Origin of the sequence: Mesorhizobium sp. M0894 (assembly GCF_040319725.1) — a bacterium.
Taxonomy (GTDB): Bacteria; Pseudomonadota; Alphaproteobacteria; order Rhizobiales; family Rhizobiaceae; genus Mesorhizobium.
Map to the genome: position 1 here is coordinate 289,508 of NZ_JAMYOG010000004.1, position 12,672 is coordinate 302,179.

General features: G+C 62.1%; 13 protein-coding genes and 1 tRNA gene. 11 read left to right on the forward strand and 3 right to left on the reverse strand.

What is annotated here, in order from left to right; translation table 11 throughout:
* Position 1: 1 nt before the first annotated feature.
* From NKH91_RS10570 to NKH91_RS10600, 7 genes are all read left to right on the forward strand, one after another.
* A complete protein-coding gene (locus tag NKH91_RS10570; RefSeq protein WP_023720736.1) occupies positions 2-823 on the forward strand; it encodes a biotin--[acetyl-CoA-carboxylase] ligase in 822 nt (273 codons plus the stop codon).
* A gap of 84 nt (positions 824-907) precedes the next feature.
* The gene (locus tag NKH91_RS10575; RefSeq protein WP_352844437.1) at positions 908-2,578 is read left to right on the forward strand and encodes a ribonuclease J; all 1,671 of its coding nucleotides are present in this window, start codon (positions 908-910) and stop codon (positions 2,576-2,578) included.
* Between the two features lie 97 nt (positions 2,579-2,675).
* Positions 2,676-3,080, forward strand: coding sequence for a methylmalonyl-CoA epimerase (gene mce / locus NKH91_RS10580; RefSeq protein ID WP_352483057.1), 405 nt, complete (start codon positions 2,676-2,678; stop codon positions 3,078-3,080).
* Complete coding sequence (locus tag NKH91_RS10585) at positions 3,077-3,361, forward strand: DUF1467 family protein (protein ID WP_352590101.1); 285 nt, start codon at positions 3,077-3,079, stop codon at positions 3,359-3,361. The genes mce and NKH91_RS10585 overlap by 4 nt, the downstream gene beginning before the upstream one ends.
* 561 nt (positions 3,362-3,922) lie before the next feature.
* The gene (proS, locus tag NKH91_RS10590; protein ID WP_352844436.1) at positions 3,923-5,251 is read left to right on the forward strand and encodes a proline--tRNA ligase; all 1,329 of its coding nucleotides are present in this window, start codon (positions 3,923-3,925) and stop codon (positions 5,249-5,251) included.
* A complete protein-coding gene (locus tag NKH91_RS10595) occupies positions 5,248-6,534 on the forward strand; it encodes a lipoprotein-releasing ABC transporter permease subunit (RefSeq protein ID WP_352791256.1) in 1,287 nt (428 codons plus the stop codon). The genes proS and NKH91_RS10595 overlap by 4 nt, the downstream gene beginning before the upstream one ends.
* Positions 6,531-7,214: an ABC transporter ATP-binding protein gene (locus NKH91_RS10600; protein WP_023720730.1), complete on the forward strand. Its 684-nt coding sequence runs from the start codon at positions 6,531-6,533 to the stop codon at positions 7,212-7,214. The genes NKH91_RS10595 and NKH91_RS10600 overlap by 4 nt, the downstream gene beginning before the upstream one ends.
* A gap of 404 nt (positions 7,215-7,618) precedes the next feature.
* On the opposite strand, the gene lipB is transcribed toward NKH91_RS10600, so the two are convergent.
* Complete coding sequence (lipB, locus tag NKH91_RS10605; protein ID WP_352844435.1) at positions 7,619-8,362, reverse strand: lipoyl(octanoyl) transferase LipB; 744 nt, start codon at positions 8,360-8,362, stop codon at positions 7,619-7,621.
* A 177-nt stretch (positions 8,363-8,539) separates the two neighbouring features.
* On the opposite strand from lipB, the gene NKH91_RS10610 reads away from it, so the two are divergent.
* Positions 8,540-8,624, forward strand: a tRNA-Leu gene (locus tag NKH91_RS10610).
* 143 nt (positions 8,625-8,767) lie between these two features.
* Here NKH91_RS10610 and NKH91_RS10615 read toward each other — a convergent pair.
* On the reverse strand, positions 8,768-9,589 hold the full coding sequence (locus NKH91_RS10615) for a phosphatase PAP2 family protein (protein WP_023720728.1): 822 nt from the start codon (positions 9,587-9,589) through the stop codon (positions 8,768-8,770).
* Positions 9,590-10,019: 430 nt separating this feature from the next.
* On the opposite strand from NKH91_RS10615, the gene NKH91_RS10620 reads away from it, so the two are divergent.
* Both NKH91_RS10620 and NKH91_RS10625 read left to right on the forward strand, forming a co-directional pair.
* Entirely contained in the window at positions 10,020-10,337 is a 318-nt protein-coding gene (locus tag NKH91_RS10620; RefSeq protein ID WP_023720727.1) for an ArsR/SmtB family transcription factor, read from the forward strand.
* On the forward strand, positions 10,334-10,456 hold the full coding sequence (locus NKH91_RS10625; RefSeq protein WP_352844412.1) for a hypothetical protein: 123 nt from the start codon (positions 10,334-10,336) through the stop codon (positions 10,454-10,456). The genes NKH91_RS10620 and NKH91_RS10625 overlap by 4 nt, the downstream gene beginning before the upstream one ends.
* A gap of 197 nt (positions 10,457-10,653) precedes the next feature.
* On the opposite strand, the gene NKH91_RS10630 is transcribed toward NKH91_RS10625, so the two are convergent.
* Positions 10,654-10,875 (reverse strand): hypothetical protein, encoded by a 222-nt coding sequence (locus NKH91_RS10630; RefSeq protein ID WP_352814643.1) that lies wholly within the window; start codon positions 10,873-10,875, stop codon positions 10,654-10,656.
* A 297-nt stretch (positions 10,876-11,172) separates the two neighbouring features.
* On the opposite strand from NKH91_RS10630, the gene mgtE reads away from it, so the two are divergent.
* Complete coding sequence (gene mgtE, locus NKH91_RS10635) at positions 11,173-12,570, forward strand: magnesium transporter (protein WP_352844410.1); 1,398 nt, start codon at positions 11,173-11,175, stop codon at positions 12,568-12,570.
* Positions 12,571-12,672 lie beyond the last annotated feature (102 nt).

The window sequence follows — 12,672 nt, forward strand, 5'->3', positions numbered from 1 at the left end:
AATGACATTCAGGCTGGCTCCAACCGCGGCTTCGGAAGGGTTCCGGCTCGAGGCGCACGACACGGTCGGCTCCACCAATGCGCTGGCGCTGGAGCACGCGCGGGCCGGCGATCCGGGCAAGCTCTGGGTCGTCTCAAAAAAGCAGGAAGCCGGGCGTGGCCGCCGTGGCCGCGCCTGGGCGACGCCCGAAGGCAATCTGGCAGCGACGCTGCTGGTGATCACCAACACCGAGCTTCGGCTTGCCGCGACGCTCGGCTTCGTTGCCGGACTGGCGCTGGCCGACGCGCTCGACGCTGTCGTGCCGAAGGGCAGGATCGCGATCGGCCTCGATGGTGCGAGCCAAGGCAAGAACCGTTTCGAGCTGAAATGGCCGAACGATGTGCTTGCCTCGGGCGCCAAGCTCGCCGGCATCCTACTGGAATCGGCGATGCTGGAGGGGGGCCGTTCCGCAGTGGCTGTCGGCATCGGCGTCAATGTGGTGGCTTATCCCAGGGATTTGCCCTATCCAGCGACCTCGCTCAACGCGCTGGGGTCTGCTTGCGATGCCGAGACGCTGTTTCTGGCGCTGTCGGATGCATGGAGCGAGAATGCCCGGCTGTGGAACGAAGGGCGTGGGCTTGCCGCCGTCAGGCAGCGGTGGCTGGCGCGTGCGGCGGGGCTTGGCGGGCAGGTTGCTGTCAGAATTGACGGTAATGTGGTGCGCGGCACCTTCGAGACCATTGACGAGGACTGCCGTTTCGTGATCCGCGACGATGAAGGTTCGGTTCTGACGATCGCCGCCGGCGACGTGCATTTCGGCGCGGTTGCCTCGGCCGGCGGTTGACTGGCCAATACGTTTGACTGGCCTGTATTTGACCAGCTTGAATTTGACCGGCCCAAGAGTTTGACGGGCAAGGAAGGAAAGATCATGGCGAAAGCGGAAAACGCCGAACTTGTCTTCGTGCCGCTCGGCGGTGTCGGTGAGATCGGCATGAACTTCGCCCTCTACGGCTATGGCCCGGCCAATGCGCGCGAATGGATCGTCGTCGATGTCGGCGTCACCTTTCCCGATGCAACCCTGCCCGGCGTCGACCTGGTGCTGCCCGACACGCGCTTCATCGAGGAGAATGTCGCCAATCTGCGCGGGATCGTCATCACCCATGCGCATGAGGACCACTACGGTGCGCTGCACGACATCTGGCCGAAGCTCAAGGCGCCGGTGTGGATGACGCCGTTCAGCGCCGGCCTGCTGGAAGCCAAGCGGCAGGGCGAGCAAGGGGCGCCGAAAATTCCGGTGACGATCTACCGGGCCGGCGAGAAATTCACCGTCGGTCCGTTCGAGATCGAGGCCATCCCCGTCGCGCACTCCATTCCCGAGCCGATGTCGCTGGCGATCACCACTCCGGCCGGCGTCGTCATCCATACCGGCGACTGGAAGATCGATCCGGCGCCGACGGTGGGGCCGATGACCGACGAGTCACGCTTCCGCGCCTATGGCGACAAGGGCGTGCTGGCGCTGATCTGCGATTCCACCAATGCGTTGCGGGAAGGGGAATCGCCGTCCGAAGTGGCGGTGGGCGAGGGCATCAAGAGCGTCATCCAGAACGCCAAGGGCCGTGTCGCCGTTACCAGCTTCTCCTCCAATGTCGGGCGCATCGTCTCCATCGCCAAGGCAGCGCGGGATGCCGGCCGCCAGTGCCTGGTGCTTGGCCGCTCGATGAAGCGCGTCATCGATGTGGCTGATGAACTCGGCTATATGGACGGCTTGCCGGAATTCATCGCCGAGGAAGATTACGGCTTCATCCCGCGCGAAAACCTCGTCATCATCTGTACCGGCAGCCAGGGCGAGCCGCTTGCCGCACTCGCCAAGCTGTCGCGCGACGAGATGAAGTCGGTGGCGCTGACTGCCGGCGACACGGTGGTGTTTTCCTCGCGCACCATTCCCGGCAATGAGAAGGCGATCCTCGAGATCAAGAACCGCCTGATCGACCTCGGCATCAAGATCATTGAGGACGGCGATGCGCTGGTGCATGTCTCCGGTCATCCGCGCCGCAGCGAATTGCGCAAGATGTATGAATGGGTGCGGCCGCAGATCGGCGTTCCCGTGCATGGCGAGGCGGCGCATCTGGTGGCGCAGGGCTCGCTGATGTCGACGTCCGGCATCGGCCAGGTGGCGCAGGTGCGCGACGGCGACATGCTCAGGCTCTATCCGGGTGCGGCTGCGATCATCGACCAGGTGCCGTTCGGCCGCATCTACAAGGACGGAAGGCTGGTCGGCACCGACCAGGCGATGGGCATTCGCGACCGGCGCAAGCTGTCCTTCGCCGGCCACGTCGCCGTCAATGTCGTGCTCGACGACAAATACGAACTCGGCGGCGATCCCGATCTAGTCGCCATCGGCGTCGCCGAGGCCGATGGCAGCGGCGAGAGCCTGGAAGACCTGATGATCGATGCGGCAATCGGCGCCGTGGACTCCATCCCCCGCCAGCGCCGAAAAGACCTCGACCTGGTCCAGGAGGCGGTGCGGCGCGCGGTGCGCGGCGCGGCCAACGAAGCCTGGGGCAAGAAGCCGCTGGTGACGGTGTTCGTCACGCGGTAAGGGAATAGGGGAGTAGGGCAGTACGGCAGTAGGGGAGAAAGTAGTTTTCCCTACTCCCATACTGCCCTATTGCCTTACTGCCCTAAGGACGCAGTCAATGCTCGGACGCCTCAACCATGTCGCGCTTGCCGTGCCGGATCTGGCTGCGGCGGCGGCGGCCTATCGGGATACGCTTGGCGCCCGCGTGACCGCGCCGCAGGCGCTGCCGGAGCATGGCGTGACGGTGGTGTTCGTCGACGTCGGCAATACCAGGATCGAGTTGCTGGAGCCGCTCGGCGAAGGCTCGCCGATCGCGGCATTCCTCGAGAAGAATCCGTCCGGCGGAATGCACCATGTCTGCTACGAGGTTGACGACATTGTTGCGGCGCGCGACCGTCTCAAGGCCAGCGGCGCGCGCGTGCTGGGCGATGGCAATCCGAAGACCGGCGCGCATGGCAAACCGGTATTGTTTCTGCACCCCAAGGACTTTTTCGGCACGCTGGTCGAACTGGAGCAAGCATGAGCTGGGTCTCTTTCATCGCCCTGTTCTTCGCCACATGGTGGGTGGTGTTGTTCGCCGTCTTGCCATTCAGCATGCGGACGCAGGACGAGGACCAGGATGTGACGCTGGGTACGGTTCCGAGCGCGCCGCGCGGACCGCATATGCTGCGCGCCGCACTGCGCACGACGATCGCCACACTGGTCCTGATGGGCATCTTCTACGGCATCACGAGAGGGCTTGGTCTCGGCATCGACGACATCCCGCACATCGTGCCGGATTTCAACCAGAGCCCAGCGCATTAGCCGGCTACCCAATGTCCGGCTATCCAAGACCTATGCCGACGCCCTGAAATCAAGCTCAGCCAGCAAGGTCAACCCAAGTAAAGGCCGTGGGCCGGATTTGGGCTGACGCAACGTCATGTAGTTTGGCAATCTGTCTTGCTAACCAAATGATTGCACAAAAAAAATGCAAGGCGCGAGGCCTTGCAATTTAAACGCGTCCGATCTGTTTCCGGTGTCCGGCGGCAGCGAGTTACCGCGCCTAGATCGCATCCTCCCAAGACTTTGACCGCGTAGGAGGGCAGATTTTTCTCCGCCCTCTCGGTTATCGGGGCACACTAGCCTAAGGCGGGTGAAAATGTCACGAAGAATTTTGCCCGGAAACAGGCAATCTCGTGCTGCAGTGCACAATAGTACGGCAGGCGTTGCTTGCGAAACGCCCAGCAAGCCGTGTGCGGCAATTGCGGCGTCTGTGCAGCGCCTGGGCCGGGTTTCCATTCCGCCATGAAATGGCTATGAAGCCGGGGCAAGCAAGCCTGCGCTGCGCCGATTCCGGCGCCGCCATCCTCTCTCACGGACCAGTTCATGCGTTTGTCGCGCTATTTCCTGCCCATCCTCAAAGAAAATCCGCGCGAGGCCGAGATCGTCTCGCATCGGCTGATGCTGCGCGCCGGCATGATCCGCCAGCAGGGGCAAGGCAGCTTCTCCTGGCTGCCGCTCGGCAAGCGGGTACTGGACAAGGTCTGCCGGATCATTCGCGAGGAGCAGAATCGCGCCGGCGCGCTCGAAATCCTGATGCCGACCATCCAATCGGCCGAGCTGTGGCGCGAAAGCGGCCGCTACGAAGACTACGGCAAGGAGATGCTGCGCATCAAGGACCGGCAAGATCGCGACATGCTCTACGGCCCGACCAACGAGGAGATGGTCACCGAGATCTTCCGCTCCTACGTCAAGTCCTACAAGGACCTGCCGCTCAACCTCTATCATATCCAGTGGAAGTTTCGCGACGAGGTGCGCCCGCGCTTTGGCGTCATGCGTTCGCGCGAATTCCTAATGAAGGACGCCTATTCCTTCGACCTCGATTATGAAGACGCCAAGGCCGCTTATAACCGTATGTTCGTGTCCTATCTCAGGACGTTCACGCGCATGGGGCTGCAGGCGATCCCGATGCGCGCCGACACCGGGCCGATCGGCGGCGACCTCAGCCATGAGTTCATCATCCTGGCCGACACCGGCGAGAGCCAGGTGTTTTGCCATCGCGACTATCTCTCGCTTGATGTACCGGGGGCGAATACCGACTTTTCGAATGACGCCGAGATTGCCGAGATCGTCAAGACATGGACGACGCCCTATGCCGCCACCGACGAAATGCATGACGAGGCGGCATGGGAAAAGCTCACCGAAGCCGACAAGGTCTCGGCGCGCGGCATCGAGGTCGGCCATATCTTCCATTTCGGCGACAAATATTCCAAGCCGATGGGCGCCAAGGTGACCGGGCCGGACGGCAAGGATCATTTCGTCTCTGGCGGTTCCTACGGCATCGGTCCGTCGCGGCTGGTCGCGGCGATCATCGAGGCCAGCCATGACGATAACGGCATCATCTGGCCGGAAGCGGTGGCGCCGTTCGACGTCGGCCTGATCAACATGAAGGCTGGCGATGCCGAATGCGACCGCGTCTGCGGCGAGCTGCATGCCGCCTTTGCCGCCGCCGGCAAGGAGGTGCTCTACGATGACACCGACCAGCGGCCGGGAGGCAAGTTCGCTACCGCCGACCTGATCGGACTTCCGTGGCAGGTGATCGTGGGGCCGCGCGGCGTCGCAGCCGGCGAGGTCGAGATCAAGAACCGCAGGACCGGCGAGCGCGAGACGCTGCCGATCGGCGACGTGAAAAAGCGTTTCGGTGCCGCCGCATGAACGAAGCGGCAGCAGCCAAACCTTCGGGGGCAGGACCCTTTTCCGGCTTTGAGCGTATGGTTGCGTGGCGCTATCTGCGCTCGCGCCGCAAGGAGACGGTGATCTCGGTCATCGCCTCGATCTCCTTCCTCGGCATCATGCTGGGCGTTGCCACGCTGATCGTCGTCATGGCGGTCATGAACGGCTTTCGCGCCGAACTGCTGACGCGCATCCTCGGCGTCAACGGGCACCTGATCGTGCAGCCGCTCGACATGCCGCTGGAGGACTATGCCCAGGTCGCCGGCCGCATCAACGGCGTGCCCGGCGTCAAATACGCCATTCCGCTGATCGACGGGCAGGTGCTGGCGCAAGGCAATGTCGGCGGCGGCACCGGCGCGCTGGTGCGCGGCATACGCGGCGAGGACCTCGGCAAGATCACCATCGTCGCCAACAACATCAAGGAGGGCTCGATCGTCGGCTTCGACACCGGCGAGGGCGTCGCCATCGGCAGCCGCATGGCCGAGAATCTCGGCCTTGTGCTTGGCGATACGATCACGCTGATCTCGCCCGAGGGCGACGTCACGCCGCTCGGCACGACGCCGCGCATGAAGGGCTATCCGGTCACCGCGATCTTCGAGGTCGGCATGTCGGAATATGACAGCTCCATCGTTTACATGCCGTTCTCGGAATCGCAGCTTTATTTCAACATGGACGGCCGGGCGCAGACGATCGAGATCTACACCGACAATCCCGACAATATCGACGCGCTGAAGCCGAAGGTCGAAGAGGCGGCGCAGCGGCCGATCAGCCTTGTCGATTGGCGGCAACGCAACAAGACGTTCTTCGACGCGCTGCAGGTCGAGCGCAACGTCATGTTCATGATCCTGACGCTGATCGTGCTGGTGGCGGCCCTCAACATCATTTCGGGCCTGATCATGCTGGTGAAGGACAAGGGCCACGACATCGCCATCCTGCGCACCATGGGAGCGACGCGCGGCGCGATCCTGCGCATCTTCCTGATGACAGGCGCTGCGATCGGCGTTGTCGGCACCATCGCCGGCGTGCTGCTCGGTATCTTGATCTGCCTCAACGTCGAGCGCATCCGCCAGTTCTTCTCCTGGCTGGCCGACGAGCGGCTGTTCAATCCCGAGCTTTATTTCCTGAGCCAGCTGCCGGCCCGCATGGATGCCAGCGAGACGATCTCGGTCGTTCTCATGGCTTTGGCGCTGTCGTTCCTGGCGACACTGTTTCCGGCGTGGCGGGCGGCCAGGCTCGATCCGGTCGAAGCGCTGAGGTACGAATGATGGCCGAGGCCATTATCGAGCTGAAGAGCGTCGAACGGCACTATGTGCAGGGGCCGCGCAAGCTGACCATCCTGAACGGCGCCGATTTTTCGCTTAAGCGTGGCGAGATGGTGGCGCTGGTGGCGCCGTCGGGCACCGGCAAGTCGACGCTGCTCCACACCGCCGGGCTGCTGGAGCGGCCGGACGCCGGCGACGTGATCCTGGCGGGGCGCGCCTGCGGCCGGCTTTCCGACGACGAGCGCACGGCGATCCGCCGCAACGATGTCGGCTTCGTCTACCAGTTCCATCATTTGCTGCCTGAATTCTCGGCGCTGGAAAACATCATGATGCCGCAGCTGATAAAAGGGCTGGCGCGCAAGGAGGCGGCCGAGCGGGCGGCGCAATTGCTCGACTACATGCAGATCGGCAAGCGGGCGCAGCATCGCCCTTCCGAGCTCTCCGGCGGCGAGCAGCAGCGCGTCGCCATTGCGCGCGCCGTCGCCAACGCACCGCTGGTGCTTTTGGCCGACGAGCCGACCGGCAACCTCGACCCGGTGACTGCTTCCTATGTGTTCGAGGCGCTGGCAGCGCTGGTCCGGCAATCCGGCCTGGCGGCGCTGATCGCCACCCATAATCACGAGCTTGCCTCGCGCATGGATCGCCGCGTGACGCTTGCCGACGGCAAGGTCGTCCCGCTTTAGGGTGTGCTAAGACCGAGGTGATGCCGGCCTGCGAACTGGCGTGCGCCGTCCGCTATTTTTCGTGCGCGCTCTCGGCCCGAAACCGTCGGCAATCTGCCTCTCAACCCTTTCTTAACCCTGCCGAAATTGACCGCACGCAATTCCGGCCATGCCGGGATTGCGATCGTTGACATTCGAACAAAATTAGAACAAAATACGAACATACTAACAACAGGAGAGAGTTATGACCGATCTTGTTCAGGATGTCGTTTCGCTGGTGTGCATGAGCACGTTCCTCATTTCCATGGCAATCTGGATCGGCGCGATGTGAGGATGCGCTGAAAGACATGGCTCGAACGCTGACGACCCGTTCTTCGCGGAGGCGAGGGGCGCAGCGTAGGACTACGGTCTTCAGTGAGGTCCTGTCAGCCGACTTTGCGAGCCGCCTCGACCTGCAAAGGCGCTGCCGGGCCGAAGACATCTTCGAAGGCTGATTTCAGCGCCAGGTCGAGATCGGCCATTGTTACGGGAAGGCCGAGATCGATGAGGCTGGTGACGCCGTGATCCTGGACGCCGCACGGCACGATGCCGCTGAAATGGCCGAGATCCGGCTCGACATTGATGGCAATGCCGTGAAAGCTCACCCAGCGCCTCAGCCTGATGCCGATGGCAGCGATCTTGTCCTCGGCGACCGAGCCGTCGGGCAAAGCGGGGCGATGCGGCCGCACCACCCAGACGCCGACGCGGTCCTCGCGGCGTTCGCCGCGTACGTTGAAGGCGGCCAGCGTGCCGATGATCCATTGTTCGAGTGCCGCGACGAAGGCGCGGACATCCTCGCGGCGCCGCTTAAGGTCGAGCATGACATAGGCGACGCGCTGGCCCGGCCCATGATAGGTGTATTCGCCGCCGCGCCCGGCGGCAAAGACCGGGAAGCGGTCCGGCTCGATCAGGTCCTCGAAACGGGCGCTGGTGCCGGCGGTATAGAGCGGCGGATGCTCGACCAGCCAGACCATCTCGCCAGCCGCGCCGCTGCGGATTGCTTCGGCGCGCGCCTCCATCACGGCGAGCGCATCGGGATAGGCGGTGAGCCCGGGCTCAATGCGCCATTCGACCGGCGCCGAGCCGGGCGAGGGCAGGAACGACGTGGCGATCTGGCTGCGTTCTGTCATGATATCTCGTCTCGCCCCTCATATGGCGGCAATCGGTACAAACGTCCAGTTCCGGGCACGTTCGGCGCTTTGCAGAGTTAAGCCGATATCCGGCCGATTATTGCTGGCCGCGCACTTGTTTCACCGGAAACGATTTGCTACACGCCGCGGGCCGGTTCGTTCTGGCTCCTACCACGTGCGGTCGTGGCGGAATTGGTAGACGCGCAGCGTTGAGGTCGCTGTGGGGCAACCCGTGGAAGTTCGAGTCTTCTCGACCGCACCATTAAATTCGAAAGCGCCCCGTTGAGTTCGAGCACGGCAAAGAGCGTCTTTGTCAGGCGCGAGGCTTTTTTGCCTGCGATCGCGAGTTTGGCCGATGCGAAAACGCCATCGGCGCGCAGCCATATATGCGGTTTGCGTGGATAATTATTCGCGCACCAGGCGTCCGGTTGCCCACCAGATCACAGATACAGCAGCGATCGATACGTAGCCGTCCAGGGCATAGTGCCATCCAGTGTACACCGATCCGTACAGGATCAGGGCTGCAAACGCCCAACCCAGAGCGCCCAGCCAGAGATTGATCGAGGACAGCAAATAGGCGTTCAGTGCGGCAAAGGCGACATGCATGCTTGGCATGGCCGAGATGCCGCCGCCAAGGCTTGGCCGGCCACTCCGGTAAGCCATCAGGAGATATGCTGCGGGTTCCCGCACCATGTAATTATGGTCCAGTCTGTCCAAGGCGGCATTCAATCCGTGGAAGCGATCCACGCCAACAAACTGGTGGTAGTAAACCGGCCCGACCGATGCCAGCGCCAAAGCCAAGACAGTTCCGAGGATGCACAACGTCAGCGCTGCCGCGCTGAGATAGCGGATGCGCGCAATCTCGTCCGACCAGAGCGCCACGAAAAGGATGGTGCCGAACCACTGGTAGAACCAAATGACTTCATAGCTGTTGAAGACGACGAGCGACCACCCGTTGCTGTCGAGCTTATGGGCGATCTCCCACGGCGGCATCCCGTGCAACCATTCATCAGCGTCGGCTAACCAGTGGTCGGCATAGTATGGGACGACGGACGGGATGGCGATCTTGTAGGTGGAGAACGCGGTCAAGCTGGCAAAGAAGAACAGCAGCACCAACAGACAGCCGCGCCAGCGCCCTTGAACCAAATCCAGGGCGTAGCGAACCGGTTGCCGTCGGCCATGGATGAGCGCGGCACAACAGACGCCACCGATAAACAAGACCGGCATGCCAATAAGAAACTTGTGAGAATAGATTAGGGCTGATGTACGGAATACTTCTGGATATAGTGCAGATGCACCTAACACGTACATTGCCATAAACAAGGAGAGGCGCAATTGCCATATGGCTGAGGGCCTGTGGCGAGAGGCTTCCGTAGTTAGGGCCAAGCCAATTTACCCGTTCTTAATGTTTCGCCGGAGAGACATATACACCGATAAGGTAAAAACCTTGCCGTCAGGTTTACTTTTCCCCGGTGGTCGATACCTGCCGGCTCGCATGCGGTGGATTGATTCCCTGAGCAATCTTGCATCCGCATTGCTGCCCATGCCCCGCGCGAAGGAATTACCCCGGAGCCTCGGGCCGAACCGGCCCGTTGCTTAAACACAGGCCCGCCACTCCCTCGGTTGACCTATCATAAGTTTTAGCTTATCATAAGTCATGGTTTATGATTACGCAGGAATGGTGGCCTTGGCCGATCCGACACGCCGCAAGGTGTTCGAGCTCATCGCCGATCGGCCGCGCTCGGTCATCGATCTGACGCGGGTGCTTCCGGTCTCGCAGCCGGCGGTATCGCAGCACCTCAAAGTGCTGAAGGAAGCCCGACTGGTCCGTGCCGAGCCCAAGGGCGCCAGCAATATCTATCATCTCGACCCGCATGGGCTCGGCGAGATGCGCGCCTGGCTCGATCGCATGTGGGGCGATGCGCTCGACGCCTTCAAACGGGAAGTCGACAACAGCAAGGAGAAGAGGAAATGAGGACTATGATCAAGCCCGCACCGGTCAGGAAGTCGGTGACCGTGGAGGTGCCGCTCGACAAGGCATTCGATGTGTTCACGGGCGCCTACGCGGCTAAGGCCAAACGCTACGCTGCCTGATCGGCAGGCCTCTAAGCCCGATATCCAGCGAGGCCGTCGCAGCGTCGGCCTCGCCTCATTCCCGGTGCAGCATATGCCGTTCTGCCCGACCACCGGGACTAATGTTGTTGAGCGACCGATTCCCCGACCGGGGCAAACCACACCTGGCGTTGTCGCGGACTACCCGGCGGTTGGTCGGCGGCGATGGCACAGCTGGATTACCGGTGCTTCTCGACGAAAGCCTTGCAGGCGGGTGACAACTGCTCGATCATGCTCTGAAGGTCGCATTTGCCGATCGGTGTCATTGGGCAAAGCCGTTTGTAGTCAGGCTTGCATTCCTTGCCCTGAAAAGATTTGAAGGCCTTTGCATCGGCGGCAATCGGGTTCAAAAGTATTCCCGAACAAACCAGCGCAAGGCTGGTAAACAGATACTTCCCCATAAACACCCTCCCTTTATTACCGGTAATTATAGAGATGATAAATTAGAATGCTCTAATTATCAATCTTGAATTATCAATCTTGGGCAACCGGCAGCTCGCAAGGTCGTCTGATATCCGTCCGTTGCGCACGGAGAGGCCGATTCTCAAGCCAATCGCGCCGCCGCTCCATCTTTGTGTTTGACCATGATCTTTTCGGAAAACCGGTTTCCACTTTTCAGGATCATGGTCTAGACCTGACTGGCACCTTATCCGGAAATCCGATAGCGGGAGGCGCTGGTGGAAGGCCAGGACGAACACATGACCGGCACCAGGGCCACCGAGGAGCGCCGCGCCGACATCTATGACGAGGACGGCGTCATCCTGTCGTCGTTTCTCACCCAGATCGGTGCCGCGATCGCCGATCGCGATACGCTGACGCTGAAGCGCGAAGTCGACGATCTGCACCAGTCGGAACTCGGCCACCTGCTCGAGGCGCTGCACCCGGAACAGCGCCGCGCCCTGGTCGAATTGCTGGGCAAGGATTTCGATTTCTCCGCGCTGACCGAGGTCGACGAGGCGATCCGCCGTGACATCGTCGACAATCTGCCCAATGCGCAGATCGCCCAGGCGGTGCAGGAGCTCGATTCCGACGATGCCGTCTACATCCTCGAGGACCTCGACCAGGAGGACCAGGACGAGATCCTGTCGCAACTGCCGTTCACCGAGCGGATCAGGCTGCGGCGCTCGCTCGACTATCCCGAAGAGACCGCCGGCCGCCGCATGCAAACGGAGTTCGTCGCGGTGCCGCCATTCTGGACGATCGGCCAGACCATCGACTACATGCGCGAGGACAACAACCTTCCCGATCGTTTCAGCCAGATCTTCGTCATCGATCCGAGCTTCAAGCTGCTCGGCGCCATCGACCTCGACCAGATCCTGCGCACCAAGCGCTCGGTCAAGGTCGAAGAAGTCATGCATGAGACCAGGCATGCCATCCCGGCCACCATGGACCAGGAGGAGGCGGCACGCGAATTCGAACAATACGATCTTCTGTCCGCCGCCGTCGTCGACGAGAACGAGCGGCTGGTCGGCGTGCTGACCATCGACGACGTCGTCGACGTCATCCAGCAGGAGGCCGAGGAAGATCTGCTGCGCATGGGCGGCGTCGGCGACGAAGAACTCTCGGACAGCATCCTTTCGACTTCGCGCTCGCGTGTGCCGTGGCTGCTCGTCAACCTTTTGACGGCCTTCCTCGCGGCTTCGGTGATCGGCCTGTTCGACCGCACCATCGAGCATATCGTGGCGTTGGCGGTGCTGATGCCGATCGTCGCCGGCATGGGCGGCAATGCCGGCTCGCAGACCATGACCGTCACCGTGCGGGCGCTGGCGACGAGGGACCTCGATATCTACAATGCCGGCCGCATCATCCGCCGCGAAATCGGGGTGGGCTTCATCAACGGCATCATCTTCGCCATCCTGATCGGCATCGTCGCGGCTGCCTGGTTCCACGATCGCAATCTCGGCGGCATCATCGCGGCGGCGATGATCATCAACATGTTCGTGGCGGCTCTGGCGGGCATCCTGATCCCGCTGCTGCTCGACCGCTTCAAGATCGATCCGGCTGTGGCTTCGGCGGTTTTCGTCACTACGGTCACCGATGTCGTCGGTTTCTTTGCCTTTCTCGGGCTTGCCACATGGTGGTTCGGCGTAGGCTGAACGGCACCTCAATTGACTTTTACGTAAATGCCATGCGAGGCTTTGAAAGGTGCCTTGTCCGCCGATTCTGGTACGCGCCTGGGCGCCGGCGGCGCCGACCAG

Excerpts from the sequence above, each read along its gene's own strand:
- proS (WP_352844436.1), top strand. The coding sequence starts at position 3,923 with ATGCGTTTGTCGCGCTATTTCCTGCCCATCCTCAAAGAAAATCCGCGC.
- NKH91_RS10575 (WP_352844437.1), top strand. The coding sequence starts at position 908 with ATGGCGAAAGCGGAAAACGCCGAACTTGTCTTCGTGCCGCTCGGCGGT.
- mce (WP_352483057.1), top strand. The coding sequence starts at position 2,676 with ATGCTCGGACGCCTCAACCATGTCGCGCTTGCCGTGCCGGATCTGGCT.
- NKH91_RS10585 (WP_352590101.1), top strand. The coding sequence starts at position 3,077 with ATGAGCTGGGTCTCTTTCATCGCCCTGTTCTTCGCCACATGGTGGGTG.
- NKH91_RS10625 (WP_352844412.1), top strand. The coding sequence starts at position 10,334 with ATGAGGACTATGATCAAGCCCGCACCGGTCAGGAAGTCGGTGACCGTG.
- mgtE (WP_352844410.1), top strand. The coding sequence starts at position 11,173 with ATGACCGGCACCAGGGCCACCGAGGAGCGCCGCGCCGACATCTATGAC.
- NKH91_RS10620 (WP_023720727.1), top strand. The coding sequence starts at position 10,020 with ATGGTTTATGATTACGCAGGAATGGTGGCCTTGGCCGATCCGACACGC.
- NKH91_RS10600 (WP_023720730.1), top strand. The coding sequence starts at position 6,531 with ATGATGGCCGAGGCCATTATCGAGCTGAAGAGCGTCGAACGGCACTAT.
- NKH91_RS10615 (WP_023720728.1), bottom strand. The coding sequence starts at position 9,589 with ATGCCGGTCTTGTTTATCGGTGGCGTCTGTTGTGCCGCGCTCATCCAT.
- lipB (WP_352844435.1), bottom strand. The coding sequence starts at position 8,362 with ATGACAGAACGCAGCCAGATCGCCACGTCGTTCCTGCCCTCGCCCGGC.
- NKH91_RS10595 (WP_352791256.1), top strand. The coding sequence starts at position 5,248 with ATGAACGAAGCGGCAGCAGCCAAACCTTCGGGGGCAGGACCCTTTTCC.
- NKH91_RS10630 (WP_352814643.1), bottom strand. The coding sequence starts at position 10,875 with ATGGGGAAGTATCTGTTTACCAGCCTTGCGCTGGTTTGTTCGGGAATA.
- NKH91_RS10570 (WP_023720736.1), top strand. The coding sequence starts at position 2 with ATGACATTCAGGCTGGCTCCAACCGCGGCTTCGGAAGGGTTCCGGCTC.